This is a genomic window from Xanthomonas hortorum pv. cynarae, assembly GCF_002939985.1.
In the GTDB taxonomy this organism is placed as follows: Bacteria; Pseudomonadota; Gammaproteobacteria; order Xanthomonadales; family Xanthomonadaceae; genus Xanthomonas; species Xanthomonas hortorum_D.
On record NZ_MDFM01000022.1, the window covers coordinates 42,353 to 59,580 of the forward strand.

A 17,228-nucleotide genomic window follows, 5' to 3' on the forward strand; every position below is an offset into this window, starting at 1 on the left:
CTCCAAGCGCGCACGTTGAGCGCGTATCCAAGGGAATTTGCATGTCACGCACCGTGTTCTGCCAGTACCAGCAATGCGACACCGACGGCCTGGATTTTGTGCCGTATCCCGGCGAACTCGGCCAGCGTGTGTTCGCACACATCGGCAAGACCGCATGGCAGGCATGGTTGGCGCATCAGACCATGCTGATCAACGAAAACCGGCTCTCGCCACGCGACCCCAAGCACCGCGCGTTTCTCGAAGCCGAATTGCAGAAGTTCCTGTTCGAGCGCAATGCCGACAAGCCGGATGGCTATGTCGCGCCGATGAGCGAAGAGTAAGCGCGTCCATCGGGCGCCATTGTGCTCACCGCCAGGCGGGCGCGCAGCCTGCCGACTAAAAGCGGCTAACAAAATGTAGCGAGCGGTCGTCAGGTGGGCGTGGACGGCGCGCAGGGGCCGGAGTGTAAGCGTGGTACATGAGGATTCCGAGCACCATCCGCGCACGCCTGGCGGCCGCGCAGTAGTTTTGTTAGTCGCTCTAAATGCAGCACTGATTTAGAACTGCTAAAAACGACTTCATGCCGGTCCGTTGCTGAGCGGATGATTTGGGTCGTCGCTGTAGGGCGGATGATCTGCGGCTTGGCTGCGGCTTGGCTGCAGGGCCCTTGCCCGCCCACCCTCGCGGGACACGCCGCAAGTACATCCATGTAGGCTCTTACGCGGCATCCATGCCGCGTAAGGTCCCGCGACGGTGGGCGGGCAAGGACCAGTGGAGATGGTCGGTGTGCGTGGTGCAAGCAATGCATGAGGTAAGAGGCAAGTTGTTTGGATGACGGCGTGTCCTACAGCTCCCAAATGCAATGTGATTAACAGGCAGGCTTTCAACAAAGCAACCGACTCACTTTCTGGCGCGGTGCCCTCACCGATTGCGGGACCGTGTGGCGGCATGGATGCCGCCACCGAGCCTACATGGACGTACTTGCGGCGTGTCCCGCGAGCGGTGAGGGCACCGCGCCCTCGACCGACTCAGCATTTGAGCTGGGCTGCATCCAACAAGAGGCGACCAACAAAACCACTACGCTCACCGCCAGGCGACCGCTCTCTACGTTTTATTAGTCGCTCTTGGCTGCAACACTTTCAACCAGGCATCTGCATTGCATCGGCAAACACCGATCAACAGACACCAACAGGCCCGTCCAGCAACAAGCGGATACGCTTGAGCAATTCCTTCTGCGTATACGGCTTATTGACCACGCCGAACTCCGCGCCACCCGCGTCGGTGCGCTGGATGCCGTCATCGGCGTAGCCGGTAATGAGCAGAACCTTGATGTTGGGCAGCATGCGGCAGGCCTCGCGTGCGAGCACCACACCATTCATGCCGCCCGGCATGATCAGATAGGTGAACAACGCATCCACCTCCGGATGCAGCTCCAGCACTGCAATTGCTTCGCGTCCGCTGGATGCGCACAGGACACGGTAGCCGGCACCTTCCAAAAAGAGCTTGGCAACCACCGCCACGTCCGGCTTGTCTTCCACGATCAGGATGTTCTCGCTACCGCCCTGCCCGATCACGCGCTGTTTGACCGCCTGCACGTCGTCCGCATACTCGCTGGATGCCGGGAAATACAGCCGTACCGTGGTGCCCTCGCCCACTTCGCTATGGATGCGCACGGTGCCGCCAGACTGCTTGACGAAGCCGTACACCATCGACAACCCCAGCCCGGTGCCCTGGCCTTCTTCCTTGGTGGTGAAGAACGGCTCCATCACCCGGCTGGCGATGTCCGGCGGCATGCCCGAGCCGGTGTCGCGCACTGCGATGCTCACATAGCGGCCCGGTGCCAACTGGTGATACGCGGACAGATCGTGGCTGGTGATCGCGTCTGTACCGTGACTTCCTTGCGCTCGGCATAGGCCATCGCATCGCGCGCGTTGATCAACACATTCAGCAGCGCCATCTCGGCCTGGGTGGTGTCGATCTGGCAATTCCACAGCCCCTCTTCCAGCGACTGCCGCAGGCTGATGTCGCCGCCCAGCGTGCGCTCGGCCATGTTGTTCATGCCCGACACCAGACCGTTGAGATTCACCACGCCGCCGCGCAACTTCTGCTTGCGCGAAAACGCGAGCAATTGTTAAGTGAGCGTGGCCGCCTTGGCCGCAGCAGCGGCCGCCTGCTCGGCACTGAACGCAATGCGTTTGGCATTGCCACCGCCGTCCGCAGCCATCATCTGAATCACTTCCAGATGGCCGGACATCACCTGCAGCAGATTATTGAAATCGTGCTCGATACCGCCGGTCAATTGACCCAGCGCTTCCATCTTCTGCGCCTGACGCAAGGCATCCTCGGCATCGCGGCGACGGCTCACATCCAGCTGCGAACCGAAGAAATACACCAGCTCGCCCTTGTCATCGAACACCGGCGAGACGAACAGCGCATTCCAGAACGGAGAACCGTCCTTGCGGTAATTCAGCACTTCGGTGGCGAATGCGCGACGGTTGGCGATGGAATCGCGAACCTCGTTGACGTTGGCCGGGTCGGTATCCGGCCCCTGCAGAAAACGGCAATTGTGGCCGATGACCTCTTCCGACGAATACCCGGTCATTTCCAGGAATGCGCGGTTGGCGAACACGATGGGGTTGTCCAGCAGATGCGGGTCGGTCACCGTCATCGGCATCCGCGTGGTTTCCACCGCGGCAAAAAAGATATCCGAGCGTTGCTTCTCGACAGGAGGACCGCGAGATCCGCTGATGTGGGGCGCACATGGCGCTCCGTGACCGGGATCGTTCAAGTGCATCTTCTGCGCAGGGCAATGTTCATGACCGGAGTCTAGTTGGAGGCGGTCAGTTGACTCCTCACATGCACTGCGTACGTTTTGCCACTACCGCAGCGCTCGCCCGTGCAGGCTAGTGTGGCGCAACCTTGGAAAACACATTGATCACCACTGCCCCAGCCGCGATCAACCCCATACCCAGCATCGCCGGTGCATCCAGCCGTTGCCCGTGGAGTGCCCACGCCACCAGCGAAATCAGCACGATGCCCGCGCCCGACCACAGGGCGTAGGCGATGCCGACCGGGATGACACGCAATGTGAGCCCCAGAAAATAAAACGAAATGCCGTAGCCGAGCACCGTCAGCAGCGATGGCCACAAGCGCGTGAAGCCTTCGCTGGATTTGAGCGCCGAGGTCGCGGTGACTTCTGCGCAGATTGCCACCGCCAGGAACACCCAGTTCTTCATCGCTGCCACCTTGTCGTCCGCAATCCGGCGACCATAACCGCCAGCGCCGGCTTGCATGCAAGCGCGCAGCTGTGAGCCATCGCAGACATGGTCGCTTGCTGCAAGCCAGCCAAGCGTGGTGCCACAGGCTGCCATGCGTAGACGTCCGCAGACGTGCATCGGCAAGGTTTTGCCGTAGCATGCGCGGGCAGCAAGCAGCTCCTGCGCCGCGTCCGGCCTTTCTGGCACCGTTGCGCGCATTCTTTTCCGCGCCAGTGCCTTCGTCTGGCGACCCATGCGATATCACCATGCCGGGCTACCAGACCCAGATTCACGAGTTGACCTTCGGGCAACTGACCTACGTCATTCGCGCACTGGCCGACAAGCAGCAGTACGCCGATCCCGATGAAAGCGCAGCTGACGCGGGCATTTCGTCCGCGCAGTGGAGTCTGTTCGGCCAAGTCTGGCCGGCCGGGCAACTGCTGGCCGAAGCGATGGCCACGCGCCCGATCGAAGGCAGACGCATCCTCGAACTCGGTTGCGGCTTGGGGCTGGCGAGTCTGGTGCTGCGCAGGCGCGGCGCCGACGTCGTCGCCAGCGATCACCACCCGCTGGCCGAAGTGTTTCTGGCCTACAACGCTGCGCTCAATGCGCTGGAATCGGTGCCGTACCGGCGCCTGGACTGGGATACCGGCGCGCCGAACATGGGCCAGTTCGACATGATCATCGCCAGCGATGTGCTCTACGAAACCCGCCACGCCACCATGCTGGCAAAACTCATCCCCGCGCTTGCCAAGCCCTCGTGCGAGATCGTCATCAGCGACCCGGGCCGCGGTAATGCCAATGCGCTATCGCGCATGCTCGCAGACATCGGGTTTTCGCTGATTGCCGGCGATCGCCAGGCCTCGGTGCAGGTGGCCAAGGCACCGCGTCTGTTCGTCTATCGGCGCAACATGGACAACTGGTGGCCGGCAGGCGGCTGATCGCAGCGCTATGCCATCACGGCGTCGGCGTGTACGCCGACAGCGACACCGGCTTGCGCGGGTCGGCCTTGATCTCGGTGTGCTCACTCATCCGCATCGCATCGGCGTCAGGCCTGTCATCGGTATTCATTTCCCAGCTTTCCGTCACACGCTTGTGGAAAAAGAACCCACCGCGCGCACGGTCGTAGCGGAAGGTGATGTAGTCGGTCCAATGCTGCCCGCACGACACGCCATTCTGTACGGTGAAATACGCGCCCTTCGCCACCAAGCCTTCTTCGCCATCCAGAAACGGATCGCACTGGCCGCCTTCGTCGGCCTTGAAGATCACCCGCGTATTGCGCCCGGCTTCGACAAAGCCACCGTCCGCGTTCGCCACCAACACCAGCAAGGTGCGTGCAGGCGCGGCGCGCCCGCTGGAGCGCAGCGCATCCAAGGTGCCTTCAGACGCGGCGCGCAGGGCCACCACATAATCCTGCCGGCCGTCTCCAGTCAGATCCGCAGTGGCAACGCCGATCACCGTCTGCCCGGCAGGCAGCAACTTCGACGCATTCGCAGGCAGCGTGGATGCGCCACACGGCACGGCCGCAGCCAGTGCCATTGCCATTACCAACCACCAGTGGTGTTTCGTCATTGCCGTTCCTTCGTCCGATCAAGGCCACAAGGATACCCGGCCATGCAGGCTCCTCGACCGGTGATGCGTTGCGGAGTACCACGCGCTGCAGCGCCACAGGCGACTGAGCACCACCTGCGCACAGCCAACAACTCACACACCGTTGTGGTGGCGCTAGGTCTCGCGAACCCGGTATTCCTTCGGATCCAGAAACTCCGCCAGGCAGGAGCCGACGCGCAGCGCCTGCTCACGCGCATCGCCGCGATACTCGCCCTGCCCGGCGCCCTCGATCGTGGCCACTGGCGACGCGCGGTCGCGGTGGTAGACGAACGCGGTCGAGAGCCACAACGTCGCGCCAGGCGCCTGGCTTTCCAACGTCTCCACGCGGAACTCACCGCAGTACCCATGAATCAACGTGCGTCGAAGTGTCTTGTGCGTCATGCGCGCAAGTATCGCCACGCGCAGTTGAAGACGACGTGGAAGCAAAGCACTCATCGCGACAGTGCGCAGATTGATTGAGAGAGCGGCCCGCGGCGTCATTCGATTCGATCTGCAAACACGATCCGCGACACAGCCTTATCGTCAAAGCACTCATCGACAGACACGACAAAACCGCCCGCCAATCTGTATGCAGGTCTGGCTCAAAGGAAACACAACAAGAGTCTGAAAACCCGGCTATTGCCGGAAAGCCTTGCGAATGAAGGCTTGGAAATGGTGGCCGAGGACGGAATCGAACCGCCGACACGGGGATTTTCAATCCCCTGCTCTACCAACTGAGCTACTCGGCCACTACCTGCAACGCGATGCCTGCGTTGCGAGGACGCGCATCATAGCGAGCAGGCGCAGTTTGGGCAAGCCTTGCGCGCAACTTTGTTGCGGGCCGGTGCCGGCAGCCGGGTTTCTTGCGCCGGTTCACGCCGCGCGGCGGGTGGCATGGCCTAGCCTGCGCGCGTCCCGAGGAGATTGTCATGCGCCTGCCCCGCCTGCTGCTGTCGTTCGCTTTGCTGCTGCCATTGACCGGTATTGCCCAACAGCCGATACGCGCGGTGCCGCAGCTGGACATCTCACGCTACGCCGGGCAGTGGCACGAGATCGCGCACCTGCCGGTCTCGTTCCAGAAGAAGTGCCGCAGCGATATCACCGCCAGCTACACCTTGCGCGACGATGGTTTGATCGGCGTGCGTAACGGCTGCCGCACTGCCGAAGGCGCCCTGACCCAGGCCGAGGGTGTAGCGCGACCTGTCTCCGGGCAACCCGGCCAGTTGCAGGTGCGCTTCGCCCCGGAATGGCTGAGCTGGCTGCCACTGGTGTGGGCCGACTATTGGGTGATCGCGCTCGACCCGGACTACCAATGGGCGGTGGTCGGCGAGCCGGATCGCAAGTACCTGTGGATCCTGTCGCGCTCGCCACAGATGCAGCGCGCGCAGTTCGAGCAACTCAAGCGCCAGGCCACGCAGATGGGCTACGACCTGTCGCCGCTGATTGTGGCGGCGCCATTGCTGTGAGTGCAGCGCCCTGACCGCACGCCCTCAGTCCCCGTTGCCGCAGCAAGGCAGCAACCGTACTGCGTAGTATTCTTGGCGCCGCCTTACCCAGCCAAGGATCCGAGTACATGCGTCGTGCCTATCGCCTTGTGATTGTGTCGCTGACCTGCGCCCTGCTGCTGAGCGCCTGCGGCGGTGCGGTGCGCCGCGTGTCCGAGCCGGCCGCCCGCATCCAGCAGCTGACCGTGCGCCCGGATGGCGCCTGGTCGGTGGACCTGCGGCTGCAGAACTACAGCAGCATCCCGATGCAGTTCGAGCGCGTGGCGCTGGAGATCTCCGCCGGCGACCAGCTGGCCGGCAAGCTCGACCAGGCCGTAGGTATTTCGATCGGCCCGGAGACCGCCGACGTGGTGACTGTCACCCTGCAGCCGACCTCGCTGGGCCGCCTCACCGTCGCCGACGTGCTCGCCAGCGGCCGCTCGCTGCCGTATACGCTCAAGGGCACGGTATGGGCGACCCCGCAGGACAAGAAGCGGCGCGATTTCGCGGTCGAGTCGCGCAATACGCTCAGCCCGGCCCCCGGCCTCAACGGCGTGCTGCGCTGACGCGCACGCCTTCCCGCACTCGTTTGAAGGACTCCGCATGAGCAGCTACACCGCCCCGCTGACCGATTTCCGCTTCGCCCTGCACGACGTGCTCGGTGCGCAAGCCCTGTTCGCCCGGCTCGGTTACACCGATGCCAGCACCGACATCATCGACGCCGTGCTCGAAGAAGCCGGTCGCTTCACCTCGCAGGTGCTGGCGCCGCTCAACAGCATCGGCGACGAGATCGGCTGCGCGTTCGACAAGAGTACCCACGCTGTGACTACCCCGCCCGGCTTCCGCGCGGCGTACAACCAGTTCGTCGAAGGCGGCTGGAACGGGCTCACCGCCGAGACGCAATTCGGTGGTCAAGGCATGCCGCATACGCTGGGCGTGCCGTTGAGCGAGATGATCAACGCTGCCAACCTGGCCTGGGGCAACTTCCCGCTGCTCTCGCATGGCGCGATGGAAGCGCTGCGCCAGCATGGCGAAAGCTGGCAGCAGGACGTCTTCCTCAAGCCGCTGATCGATGGCCGCTGGACCGGCACCATGTGCCTGACCGAGCCGCATTGCGGCACCGACCTGGGCCTGCTCAAGACCCGCGCCGAGCCCAACGCCGACGGCAGCTACGCCATCACCGGCACCAAGATCTTCATCACTGCCGGCGAGCACGATCTCACAGACAACATCGTGCATCTGGTACTGGCCAAACTGCCGGACGCACCGGCCGGCGCCAAGGGCATCTCGCTGTTCGTCACCCCCAAGTTCAAGGTGGACCGCGACGGCAATGTGGGCGAGCGTAACGCGCTGCATTGCGGCTCGATCGAGCACAAGATGGGCATCAAGGGCTCGGTGACCTGCGTGATGAACTTCGAAGGCGCGCAAGGCTATCTGGTCGGCCAGCCTCACAAGGGTCTGCAGGCCATGTTTACGATGATGAATACCGCGCGCCTGAGCGTGGGCCTTCAGGGCATCGGCCTGTCCGAGCGCGCGTACCAGAACGCGCTGCGCTACACCCGCGAGCGCCTGCAATCGCGTGCGCTCAGCGGTGCCAAGTTCCCCGACAAGCCGGCCGACCCGATCATCGTGCACCCGGACGTGCGCCGCATGCTGTTGACCATCAAGTCGCTGACCGAAGGCAGCCGCCTGCTGGCGCTGCACGCGGCCAGCCTGGTCGATGTCACCCATCGCGGCGAGACCGAACAGGAACGCGCCGACGCCGAGACCCTGGTGAGCTTCCTCACCCCGATCTCCAAGGCCTGCCAGACCGAGTGGTCGATCGAGAACACCTACCACGCGCTGCAGTGCTTCGGTGGCCATGGCTATATCCGCGAATACGGCATGGAGCAACTGGCTCGCGACGCCCGCATCACCACCATCTACGAAGGCACCACCGGCATCCAGGCGCTGGACCTGATCGGCCGCAAGACCGCCACCAGCCAGGCTGCGGGCTTGAAGCTGTTCCTGGCCGATGTGGAAACTTTCGCCAATGCCCAGCAAGGCAACGCGGCGCTGGCCGAGTTCATCAAACCGCTGCGCGACAAGGCCAGCGAGTGGGCGATGCTGACCCGCGACGTGCTCGATCGCGCCGCCCGCAACCCCGACGAACTCGGTGCCGCCAGCTACGACTATCTGTTCTATTCCGGCTACGTGGTGCTGGCCTACTGGTGGGCGCGCAGCGTGGCCGCTGCCGATGCCTCCGCGCACAGCGAGGACTTCAAGCGAGCCAAACGCGAGACCGCACGCTTTTACTTCGCCCGCGTGCTGCCACGCACGCTGACCCATGCCGCCACCATCCGCAGCGGCGCCGCGCCCTTGATGACACTGGAAGCGGAGCTGTTCGGCGAGGGCTGAGCGACATCGCATAGCCGGGGTCTGCCGCCGTTGTAGGAGCGGACCTGGCCGCGACGAAGCAGCATCGAACGGAAAGACGTCGCGCCCGGGTGCGCTCCTACGGCCTTCTATGCGCCCGAAGATTGCTCACTCAGCACGGCGGCATTGCGGCCGAGCCAGTACTTGATGAGCTATTCGTTGCAAGACACGCGCCAAAGCCGTTCACTGCGATACACAAACTGTCAACGATCGGGTATAAGCTGTTTTCCCGATGGAGACAGACACTCACGCACGTGGTGTGATCGTCCCCGGCGGCTTCGATGCCCCGGTCGCGGGCAGCTCTGTCGCTGCGTTTCGGCAACTTCCCGCGTTGCGCCTGCTCTCGCTCGATGCGCACGGCCGGGTGCTGGACTGGATAAACTGGCAAGACGCCGCCTGTCTGTACGCACGCGGTGCGGTCTCCTGGACGCTGGGCGAACCGTGCATGCAGATCCATGGCGGCATCTCGCGGCTGACCGGCGAGCGCAGCGTGCTGGAATTGCATCCCATCATCGCCGCGCGTGGTCACGCACGCTCGCGCGCACTGGACCCGACCCCCACGCTCAGCAACACCGCGTTGTTCGCACGCGATGCGCAGCTGTGCCTGTATTGCGGCCAGCACTTCAGCCGCCCGCAACTGACCCGCGACCACGTCTTGCCGGTGTCCAAGGGCGGCCGCGACACCTGGGAGAACGTGGTCACTGCGTGCTTCCAGTGCAACTCGCGCAAGGCCAACCGCACGCCACAACAGGCGCATATGCCGCTGCTGGCGGTGCCGTATCGGCCGAGCTGGATCGAACATCTGATCCTCTCCAACCGCAATATCCTCTCCGATCAGATGGCGTTCCTGCGCGCGCAGCTGCCCAAGCGCTCCAAGCTGTCGCTGTAGCGCGTGTCATCCATCCCTGCGCAGATCGCGCGGGCTTGCAGGTGTTCGGGCTCAACAAGAGCGACTAAGTGGACCTGGGTCCACGCCCGAGCGATAACTTAGCAATGGGCACGCGCAAGCCAGGCATCCATCATGCTGGCTGACGAGCACACCGTCTTTATAGCCAAGCACTCCCAGCACCTGGCGTTCGCGCGCCCAGCGTGCATTCGCACGTCCAAATGGGTGCGGCAGATTGCCGCATGCGCAGGCGTTCACCGCGCCCGGCAGCAATGGCGGCGAGCGCAGCCATCACTTCCCGCTGACAGCTGAACCGGTTTGCTTGCCGGGCCTTCGCATGGGGAGGACAATATGGCTTCAGAACATTGACACGATGATGATCGATTCCACCCGCTATCCGCGCCTGTCGCGCATCCAGACCCCCGACGATCTGCGCAGCTTCGACGAGGCCGAGCTCACGGCGATCGCCGAAGAACTGCGTTCCTACCTCATCGAGTCGGTGGGCAAGAGCGGCGGGCACTTCGCGGCTGGCCTGGGTGTGATCGAACTCACCGTCGCCCTGCACTACCTGTATCAGACCCCGGTCGATCAGCTGGTGTGGGACGTGGGCCATCAGACCTACCCGCACAAGATCCTCACTGGCCGTCGCGACCAGATCCACACGGTCAAGCAGAAGGACGGCGTGGCGCCGTTTCCCAAGCGCGAAGAAAGCATCTACGACACCTTCGGCGTCGGCCATTCGTCGACCTCGATCTCGGCCGCGCTGGGCATGGCGATCGCCGCGCAGCGCAACGGCGACGAGCGCAAGGTGGTGGCGGTGATCGGCGACGGCGCGATGACTGCCGGCATGGTCTACGAGGCGCTCAATCACGCCGGCGGCATGGACCCGGAACCGAACCTGCTGGTGATCCTCAACGACAACCGCATGTCGATCTCCGAAGCGGTCGGCGGGCTGACCAAGATGCTGGGCCGCGCAAGCGGCAGCCGCACGCTCAACGCGATCCGCGAGGGCGGCAAGAAGATCCTCGGCGACAAGAAGAACAACCCCACCGCGCGCTTCGTGCGGCGCTGGGAAGAACACTGGAAAGGCATGTTCGTGCCGTCCACGCTGTTCGAGGAAATGGGCTTCCACTACACCGGCCCGATCGACGGCCACGACCTGTCCAGCCTGGTTGGCGCACTGAAGACCTTGCAGACGCTCAAGGGCCCGCAGTTGCTGCACGTCATCACCACCAAGGGCAAGGGCTACGAGCTGGCCGAAGGCGACCAGATCGGCTACCACGCGGTGGGCCCGTTCGATCCGAGCAAGGGGCTGATTGCCAAGGCCGGCGCCAAGAAGCCGACCTATACCGATGTCTTCAGCGACTGGGTCTGCGACATGGCCGCGGCCGAGTCCAAGCTGCTGGTGATCACTCCGGCGATGCGCGAAGGCTCGGGCCTGGTGCGTTTCAGCAAGGAGTATCCGCAGCGCTATTTCGACGTGGCGATTGCCGAGCAGCACGCGGTCACGCTGGCCGCCGGCATGGCGACCCAGGGCGCAAAACCGGTGGTGGCGATCTACTCCACCTTCCTGCAGCGCGGCTACGACCAGCTGGTGCACGACGTAGCTGTGCAGAAGCTCGACGTGCTGTTCGCGATCGACCGCGGCGGCGTGGTCGGCCCGGATGGCGCCACCCATGCCGGCAATCTGGATCTGAGCTTCCTGCGCTGCGTGCCGCACATGGTGGTGATGGCGCCGGCCGACGAAGCCGAGTGCCGCCAGATGCTGACCACTGGCGTGCGTTACGACGGCCCGGCGGCAGTGCGCTACCCGCGTGGCACAGGCCCGGGCAGTGCGCTCGACACATCGCTCACCACGTTGCCGATCGGCAAGGCGCAGCTGCGTCATAGCGGCGCACGCATCGCGCTGCTGGGCTTCGGCGCGAGCGTGGATGCGGCAGAAGCGGTCGGGCGCGAACTCGGCCTGACCGTGGTCAACATGCGCTTCGTCAAACCGCTCGACAAAGCCATGCTGCTGGAACTGGCCAAAAGCCACGAAGGCTTCGTCACCATCGAAGACAACGTCGTTGCCGGTGGCGCAGGTTCGGGCGTGGCAGAGCTGCTCAATGCCGAAGCGATCACCATGCCGATGCTGCACCTGGGCCTGCCCGACAGCTTCCAGCACCACGCCAGCCGCGAAGACCTGCTGGCCGACGCTGGCATCGATCAGGCCGGTATCCGTGCCGCCGTGCTCAAGCGCTGGCCGCAGCTGATGGCCAGCAAGACGCCGTCGTTGAACGCTGCTGCGGGCTGAGGCCTGCGATAGCTAGAGCGACTTGAGGCGGCTAACAAAACCTCTCGAACGCTTTATCGATGGCGACAACGTGATGGTCGCACTCGCCTTCGTTGGACACTGGAGCGATCTCGGCAATGGCAATGCCATTGCTCGGATCGACAGGAGCCGAGCATGACCGCATCGGACGGTCGCGCCGCGCGCACTGCCCGCAACCACGCACACCGACCCTCTCGACTGGCCCTTGCCCGCCAACCGGCGCGGGACCTTACGCGGCATGGATGCCGCGTAAGCGCCTACACGGACGTACTTGCGGCGTGTCCCGCGATGGTGGGCGGGCAAGGGCCCTGCAACCAAGCTGCAGATCAGCCGGCTGCGCACACTTGGCAGTTTTGTGAGCCACTCTTGGATGTTCAGTCCCGGCAGGCGATTGGAGATTCGCCTGCCCGTATCAACCGCGACCCACGCGTCGTGTTGACGCGGCTGCGCTGACGCAATGCGCGACCGATCTCGCGTGGCGACGCATCAGACCTGCGGCACCACACCGGTCTGCGCAAACGCATTCACCAGCCGCAGGATGCGTGCCTGCGCATCGATGGCGTGCAGCTCCGTTTGCAATCGATGCACGCCTGACGGCAGCTCGCTCGTGCCAAGCGCCTCGCGCAACAGTGCCGGCAATTCGTCCAGCGCGCGCAACCACCAGGCTGCTCCGGCGACCTGCAGGCGTGCGGCGTGGTCGAACTGGTCGTAGTCCAGCGGATACACGATCGATGGCAAACCTGCGGCGAGGCAGGCGTACAGAATGCCGGCACCGCCATGGTGCACCACCAGCGCGTAGCGATGCAGGTGCTGCGCATAGTCGACATACGGCAGACGTTGATAGTTGCCGTGCGCCTGCTGCTGCGGCGCTGCGGTATCGCCATCGCTGAAATGAAAGATCACTTCCGGGAACTGCGGCGCCAGCGCGCGCAGCACCGCATCCATGCGGTGTTTGACCCAGTGCAGATGCGTGCCCAGCGTCACCAGCACATGCCGACGCCCGGCCACGAACTCAGGCGACGCAACTGCCGATGGCGGCGTACACAACTGCGGCCCGACGAAGCGCACCGCCGCAGGCCAGCGCTGCGCCAACTCGAACGACGGCAGACCCAATGCCAGGATGCACTGCGGCGAATACACCGCCTCGCTACGATCGCTGCGATACATCGCCGACAATCCGCAGGCATGCATCTGGCGCCGATAACAGACATGCACGCTTCGTTTGAATCCACGCGTCAAACGCCGCGCGATCGCATGCCAGATCCGCTGCGTTACTGAGGTCGCCGGCAGCAGACCGCCGAAATACGCCGGAGGCCCGTCGACTGTTTCGATCACGCACGGCGACGGCATGCTGGTCCACCACGCGATGTCCATCGCCTGCGCCGCCAGTCCTGCGCTGGGCAAGGTGAAATCGACGATCACCAGGTCCGGCCTGCGCTCGCGCCAGCGCGCTTTCAGCACATCCCCCATCCGCGCCATCAACCCAAGCGCGTTGTGCAGCTGTCGACGCAAGCGCAACGGGTTGTGGCCCACCGCGTGCGGTGGGTTGGCGATCTCCAGCAACAGCCGGTCGGCTTGCGCATCCAGCACGCTGACTGCGCTCAGCCCGCATGCACGGATGCGCGCCTGCGCCGCTGGCGTGCTGATGACCTGCACCTGGTGATGCGGCGCCAGCTGACGGGCAATGGCCAGAATCGGATGCAGATGTCCGCTATATGGCGGCGCGATCAGATCGATGCGCATCTGCCCTCCCCTGCACGGCGTATTCGAGCCGCGCGATGAACGCCTGGCAATCGGCGAGCACCGCCGCATTACGCAGGTAATCCATATGCCCGCACGCGGGCCTCAGATCGATCGCAGCACCGAACAGCGCGCGCGAGATCCAATCACGCTGCCCTTGCAACACGCGCAACTGTGCGAACGAGGCAGGTGCGTTACAGACCGGACCGTAGGCAAACACTGCCAGGCGCGTACGTAGTGCCTGCGGAAGCTGCAGCGCGGTGAGTAACTGCAGGCCGCAACTGCCCGCCAGCACTACCGTGATCGGCGCCCGCTCCAATAGCGCCATAACACGCATGCGATCGGCATCCACGATACGTGCGGCGCGTGCGGCCAGGTACTGCCGCGCGTTGGAGAGACTGGCGCGCCAGAGCGGCATGCGTCGATGCACAGCGCTATCAGGGCGATACGGATAATTGCAGTCGATCAGTTGCCGGCCCCGGCCTTGCAGCTGCTGCAAGAAGTGCTGCTGTTCCATGCTCAATGCGCAGCGCTGCGGATCGCTTTGCCCGGTAAGGAAGGCGATATGCAGCGTAGCGCTGTCAATCGGCACGGAAACGCCCATCCGGCAATACGCGGTAACGACGCGTGCGCCAGCGGATCGTGCGCACCACAGCTGCGTGCAGCAGATGCAGCGGCTGTAGAACTTCGGCGCAAATCGACAGCAATGGCCGGTGACGAATCGCTCCGCTGACGCGCCGTTGCACCAGACACAGCAGCAAGGCCCGCAGCAGCAATGTGGTGAGCGCACAGGTCATTGCCAGCCAGCTTGGCTGCACGCAAACACACAGCAGCAAGCCCGTCAGCAACAGCGGTGGCAGCCCCTGCAGTACGAAAATTGCGCTGCGTACGCCCAACGTCTGACGGCGCAGCAGGATCAGTGCGAACAACATCCACCGATGCATCTGGCGTGCGTAACTGGCCAGATCCGGCATCGCAGTGCGCATGGCTACCGGCGCGGTGGATTGGCACACTCGCCCACCGCGCTCACGCACCAGTGTTGCGAACGCCAGATCGTCGGTCAGCTGCTCCAGCAACGCGGCAAAACCGCCCCAGGCGCGCAGTTGTTCGGTGCGGGCGGCATAGCACATGCCATTGATGGTCAGCGGCGCGGCAAATGGCAGCCAGCCCAGATAGGCGAGCGCCGCATTGTTGTTGACGAACTGCGACAACAGGCGGCCAGCCAGCGTTGCGCTGTCCTGATAATACGGCAGCGCAGTGACGACATCGGCGTGGGTCAGATCCTGCAACAACCGGGCAAGCGCACTGTTGCTCAGCTGCGCATCGTCGTCGAGGATCAGGCTGATCGGTGAGCGCACATGCGGCAGCGCGTAGTCGAGTTTCCATGCTTTCGGATTGATGCCAGGTGGCGCCGGAGGCACCAGCACACGCTCGATGCGTCGCTGCGGATACAGCATCACCAATGCATCGGCAACCGTGTTTCCTGCACGATCCTCCGCATCCAGCAGCCAGATGAAGTGTGCCTCTGGCAGTGCCTGCAGGTTTGCCGCAAGCACCTGCTGCAGATGCGCGTCGCCGCCGAGGATGGGCTGCAATATCGCCACCTCGGCCTGGGTCGCAGCGGCATCGCTCGATGGCCGCGCGCATGCATCGCGCACGACCCACAGTACCGCAGCCATCTTGACCATCAGCACCGCCAGATAGGCCGCTGCCAACGCCAGTGCGGCTACGCCCATTGCGCTGCCTGCCAACGCACGAACGCCTCGACACCTTCGTCCAGACCAACGCTGGGTGGCCCGAGATCGGCGAGCGTGCGTCGTGGATCGAAGGTCTTCGAATAGGCAAATGCGCCAACGCCGAAGCGGGTGATCGGCGGTTCGCCGCGCAGTCGCAGCAGGCGGTAGGCCGCCTCCACCACGCTGGCCATGCGCAACGCCGTAGCGATGCGCACCTCGCGCTGCGGCAACGGCAGCTGCAGACGCGTAAGCAGGTCCAGTAACAGCTGCTGCAGATCCACCGGCTGTGCGTTGGTGAGGTTGTAGGCCGGCTGCAACTGCGGCGCGGTGGCCGCGCGATAGAGGTAATCGCACAACGTATCGATATAGATCAGATCGCCGATCACCGGCTGCGTCTGGCCGACAAAACGCGGCAGCGCACCTTTGCGCGCCGCGGCGATCACGCGCGGGAACAGCACCGTATCTCCCGGCCCGAACACTGCGCGTGGGCGCACCACGGATTTCTCGCCTGGATAGTGCTCGAGCAAGGTTTCGCCCAGATATTTGGTCTGCGCGTAGGTATTGACGAACGCCGGCCCGATCGGGCTGTCCTCGGTGAGGTCGTATTGATGCGCCTCGCGATAGAACACCGAACTCGACGACACATACAGCAGACGCGGGCAACCGTTGCGCGTGCAGAACTCGATGACGTTCGCGGTAGCCTCTACGTTATGCAGCTGGAACTGCGCACGCGTGCCCCAAGGCGATGCCAGTGCCGCTGCATGAATCACCACATCCGGCTGCCATTGCAGCGAGAACGGCCGGCTCAGATCGATGCGATGGTAGTTGGGTAGATCGCTGGCGCGGCGACCGATGCCGTGGATCTCCACACCCGGCTGGCCCTGGAAACGCCGCAGGAACGAACCACCGACAAAACCGGAAGCGCCGGTCACGAGAATGCGCAGGCTCATCGCCACTCCGGTTGATAACGATCAAGGCTGGGCTGGCAGTGCGAAGGCAGGATCGCCAACTCGGGATGCGCTTGCGACAGCCCGTGCAACTGATGCACGGTGCGTTGAAACGCTGCCCAATCGTGCATCAGTAAACGCGTGGGCCATGCAGGCCACTGCAGCGTTGCCCACGTCGCCGACGACCACACCGCGTCGGCACACAGCAACACCTCGCGGTCGTGCTGATCGCGCAACCACAGGCCCATCTGCCCAGGCACGTGTCCGGGCAGCGGCATCGCCAGCACGCTGCCGTCTTCGAACAGATCGTAGGCCTCACCCAAGCCTTGCCAGGCACCGGTCAGCGCGCGCACTGGCGCTTGTTCGGCGAACTGCAGCCGTCGATCGAAATCGGTCGGCAGCAGCTGCGGCAACAAGGCACGCCGCAGGCCGCCAATGCGCGAACAACTGCGCAGCTGTTGATAATCCGCACGCAAGCAGATGAAGCGCGCATTCGGCAGGTCGCGCAGACCACCCACATGGTCGGCATGGAAGTGCGAAATCAGGCACCAGGCAATCTCCTCCAGCTGCACGCCGCGACGCGCCAACTGTGCGCCCAGCGTTTCGTGCGCGGGCAAGCTCACCGGCGTGGTCAAGCGGTACAGGCGCTCGGGCCATGGATCGGTGGCGCGAAAGAAATGCGCGGCATAGCCGGTGTCGTACAGCAGCGCCCCACGCTGCGGATGCCGAATCAGCACGCTCAATGCCGGGAACTCCACCGCATGCCAGTGCCCGTCCGCACGCACCATGCGCTCGCAATGGCGGCAATGGCCGATGCGCAGCAACTCCAGCGACACGCGCGGCGGCATCAGGACACGACCTGTTCGGGAAGTGAGTACACGCC

15 protein-coding genes, 1 tRNA gene, 1 other RNA gene and 1 pseudogene are annotated in these 17,228 nt (G+C 64.1%); 7 read left to right on the top strand and 11 right to left on the bottom strand.

Features of this window, described 5'->3' with window-relative positions; all coding sequences use genetic code 11:
* Positions 1–41 precede the first annotated feature (41 nt).
* Positions 42–320, top strand: coding sequence for an oxidative damage protection protein (locus tag XcyCFBP4188_RS15285; RefSeq protein WP_006451832.1), 279 nt, complete (start codon positions 42–44; stop codon positions 318–320).
* 63 nt (positions 321–383) lie between these two features.
* Here the strand turns inward: XcyCFBP4188_RS15285 and XcyCFBP4188_RS15290 are convergent.
* From XcyCFBP4188_RS15290 to XcyCFBP4188_RS15305, 3 genes and pseudogenes are all read right to left on the bottom strand, one after another.
* Positions 384–459, bottom strand: a non-coding RNA gene (locus tag XcyCFBP4188_RS15290) — sX9 sRNA.
* A gap of 695 nt (positions 460–1,154) precedes the next feature.
* A pseudogene (locus XcyCFBP4188_RS15300) lies at positions 1,155–2,767 on the bottom strand (histidine kinase famiy protein).
* A 115-nt stretch (positions 2,768–2,882) separates the two neighbouring features.
* On the bottom strand, positions 2,883–3,215 hold the full coding sequence (locus tag XcyCFBP4188_RS15305) for an SMR family transporter (RefSeq protein ID WP_043889818.1): 333 nt from the start codon (positions 3,213–3,215) through the stop codon (positions 2,883–2,885).
* A 287-nt stretch (positions 3,216–3,502) separates the two neighbouring features.
* Here XcyCFBP4188_RS15305 and XcyCFBP4188_RS15310 point away from each other — a divergent pair, with 287 nt between their 5' ends.
* Positions 3,503–4,177 (top strand): class I SAM-dependent methyltransferase, encoded by a 675-nt coding sequence (locus tag XcyCFBP4188_RS15310; protein WP_006448487.1) that lies wholly within the window; start codon positions 3,503–3,505, stop codon positions 4,175–4,177.
* A gap of 16 nt (positions 4,178–4,193) precedes the next feature.
* Here the strand turns inward: XcyCFBP4188_RS15310 and XcyCFBP4188_RS23105 are convergent, their stop codons facing one another.
* From XcyCFBP4188_RS23105 to XcyCFBP4188_RS15325, 3 genes are all read right to left on the bottom strand, one after another.
* Positions 4,194–4,808, bottom strand: a complete 615-nt coding sequence (locus XcyCFBP4188_RS23105) for a hypothetical protein (RefSeq protein ID WP_006448488.1) — start codon at positions 4,806–4,808, stop codon at positions 4,194–4,196.
* 153 nt (positions 4,809–4,961) lie between these two features.
* On the bottom strand, positions 4,962–5,228 hold the full coding sequence (locus XcyCFBP4188_RS15320; protein ID WP_043889283.1) for a hypothetical protein: 267 nt from the start codon (positions 5,226–5,228) through the stop codon (positions 4,962–4,964).
* 271 nt (positions 5,229–5,499) lie between these two features.
* Positions 5,500–5,575: transfer RNA gene (locus tag XcyCFBP4188_RS15325), tRNA-Phe, on the bottom strand.
* Positions 5,576–5,755: 180 nt separating this feature from the next.
* Here XcyCFBP4188_RS15325 and XcyCFBP4188_RS15330 point away from each other — a divergent pair.
* The 5 genes from XcyCFBP4188_RS15330 to dxs all read left to right on the top strand — a co-directional run bounded on the left by XcyCFBP4188_RS15330 (position 5,756) and on the right by dxs (position 11,904).
* Positions 5,756–6,292, top strand: a complete 537-nt coding sequence (locus XcyCFBP4188_RS15330) for a lipocalin family protein (RefSeq protein ID WP_006448490.1) — start codon at positions 5,756–5,758, stop codon at positions 6,290–6,292.
* Positions 6,293–6,399: 107 nt separating this feature from the next.
* Positions 6,400–6,876 carry an LEA/WHy family protein gene (locus XcyCFBP4188_RS15335; protein ID WP_006448491.1) on the top strand — a complete coding sequence of 159 codons (477 nt, stop codon included), beginning with the start codon at positions 6,400–6,402 and terminating at the stop codon, positions 6,874–6,876.
* Positions 6,877–6,913: 37 nt separating this feature from the next.
* A complete protein-coding gene (locus XcyCFBP4188_RS15340) occupies positions 6,914–8,707 on the top strand; it encodes an acyl-CoA dehydrogenase C-terminal domain-containing protein (RefSeq protein ID WP_006448492.1) in 1,794 nt (597 codons plus the stop codon).
* A gap of 250 nt (positions 8,708–8,957) precedes the next feature.
* Positions 8,958–9,614: an HNH endonuclease gene (locus XcyCFBP4188_RS15345; RefSeq protein ID WP_006448493.1), complete on the top strand. Its 657-nt coding sequence runs from the start codon at positions 8,958–8,960 to the stop codon at positions 9,612–9,614.
* A gap of 373 nt (positions 9,615–9,987) precedes the next feature.
* Positions 9,988–11,904 (top strand): 1-deoxy-D-xylulose-5-phosphate synthase, encoded by a 1,917-nt coding sequence (dxs, locus tag XcyCFBP4188_RS15350; RefSeq protein ID WP_043907101.1) that lies wholly within the window; start codon positions 9,988–9,990, stop codon positions 11,902–11,904.
* A 504-nt stretch (positions 11,905–12,408) separates the two neighbouring features.
* Here dxs and XcyCFBP4188_RS15355 read toward each other — a convergent pair.
* From XcyCFBP4188_RS15355 to XcyCFBP4188_RS15375, 5 genes are read right to left on the bottom strand one after another with little or no spacing between them, the layout of a single operon-like run.
* Positions 12,409–13,665: a glycosyltransferase gene (locus tag XcyCFBP4188_RS15355; RefSeq protein WP_006449118.1), complete on the bottom strand. Its 1,257-nt coding sequence runs from the start codon at positions 13,663–13,665 to the stop codon at positions 12,409–12,411.
* A complete protein-coding gene (locus tag XcyCFBP4188_RS15360; protein ID WP_006449119.1) occupies positions 13,634–14,266 on the bottom strand; it encodes a hypothetical protein in 633 nt (210 codons plus the stop codon). Before XcyCFBP4188_RS15360 ends, XcyCFBP4188_RS15355 begins: the two co-directional genes overlap by 32 nt.
* Positions 14,244–15,398, bottom strand: coding sequence for a glycosyltransferase (locus XcyCFBP4188_RS15365; RefSeq protein ID WP_006449120.1), 1,155 nt, complete (start codon positions 15,396–15,398; stop codon positions 14,244–14,246). The genes XcyCFBP4188_RS15360 and XcyCFBP4188_RS15365 overlap by 23 nt, the downstream gene beginning before the upstream one ends.
* A complete protein-coding gene (locus XcyCFBP4188_RS15370) occupies positions 15,389–16,348 on the bottom strand; it encodes an NAD-dependent epimerase/dehydratase family protein (RefSeq protein ID WP_006449121.1) in 960 nt (319 codons plus the stop codon). Before XcyCFBP4188_RS15370 ends, XcyCFBP4188_RS15365 begins: the two co-directional genes overlap by 10 nt.
* On the bottom strand, positions 16,345–17,193 hold the full coding sequence (locus tag XcyCFBP4188_RS15375) for an MBL fold metallo-hydrolase (protein ID WP_006449122.1): 849 nt from the start codon (positions 17,191–17,193) through the stop codon (positions 16,345–16,347). Before XcyCFBP4188_RS15375 ends, XcyCFBP4188_RS15370 begins: the two co-directional genes overlap by 4 nt.
* Positions 17,194–17,228: the final 35 nt, after the last annotated feature.

Bases quoted from the DNA above. Each gene is read 5' to 3' on its own strand.
- XcyCFBP4188_RS15285 (WP_006451832.1), top strand. From the start codon at position 42: ATGTCACGCACCGTGTTCTGCCAGTACCAGCAATGCGACACCGACGGC.
- XcyCFBP4188_RS15355 (WP_006449118.1), bottom strand. From the start codon at position 13,665: ATGCGCATCGATCTGATCGCGCCGCCATATAGCGGACATCTGCATCCG.
- XcyCFBP4188_RS15340 (WP_006448492.1), top strand. From the start codon at position 6,914: ATGAGCAGCTACACCGCCCCGCTGACCGATTTCCGCTTCGCCCTGCAC.
- XcyCFBP4188_RS15335 (WP_006448491.1), top strand. From the start codon at position 6,400: ATGCGTCGTGCCTATCGCCTTGTGATTGTGTCGCTGACCTGCGCCCTG.
- XcyCFBP4188_RS15305 (WP_043889818.1), bottom strand. From the start codon at position 3,215: ATGAAGAACTGGGTGTTCCTGGCGGTGGCAATCTGCGCAGAAGTCACC.
- XcyCFBP4188_RS15365 (WP_006449120.1), bottom strand. From the start codon at position 15,398: ATGGGCGTAGCCGCACTGGCGTTGGCAGCGGCCTATCTGGCGGTGCTG.
- XcyCFBP4188_RS15320 (WP_043889283.1), bottom strand. From the start codon at position 5,228: ATGACGCACAAGACACTTCGACGCACGTTGATTCATGGGTACTGCGGT.
- XcyCFBP4188_RS15330 (WP_006448490.1), top strand. From the start codon at position 5,756: ATGCGCCTGCCCCGCCTGCTGCTGTCGTTCGCTTTGCTGCTGCCATTG.
- dxs (WP_043907101.1), top strand. From the start codon at position 9,988: ATGATCGATTCCACCCGCTATCCGCGCCTGTCGCGCATCCAGACCCCC.
- XcyCFBP4188_RS15375 (WP_006449122.1), bottom strand. From the start codon at position 17,193: ATGCCGCCGCGCGTGTCGCTGGAGTTGCTGCGCATCGGCCATTGCCGC.
- XcyCFBP4188_RS15370 (WP_006449121.1), bottom strand. From the start codon at position 16,348: ATGAGCCTGCGCATTCTCGTGACCGGCGCTTCCGGTTTTGTCGGTGGT.
- XcyCFBP4188_RS15310 (WP_006448487.1), top strand. From the start codon at position 3,503: ATGCCGGGCTACCAGACCCAGATTCACGAGTTGACCTTCGGGCAACTG.
- XcyCFBP4188_RS23105 (WP_006448488.1), bottom strand. From the start codon at position 4,808: ATGACGAAACACCACTGGTGGTTGGTAATGGCAATGGCACTGGCTGCG.
- XcyCFBP4188_RS15345 (WP_006448493.1), top strand. From the start codon at position 8,958: ATGGAGACAGACACTCACGCACGTGGTGTGATCGTCCCCGGCGGCTTC.
- XcyCFBP4188_RS15360 (WP_006449119.1), bottom strand. From the start codon at position 14,266: ATGGGCGTTTCCGTGCCGATTGACAGCGCTACGCTGCATATCGCCTTC.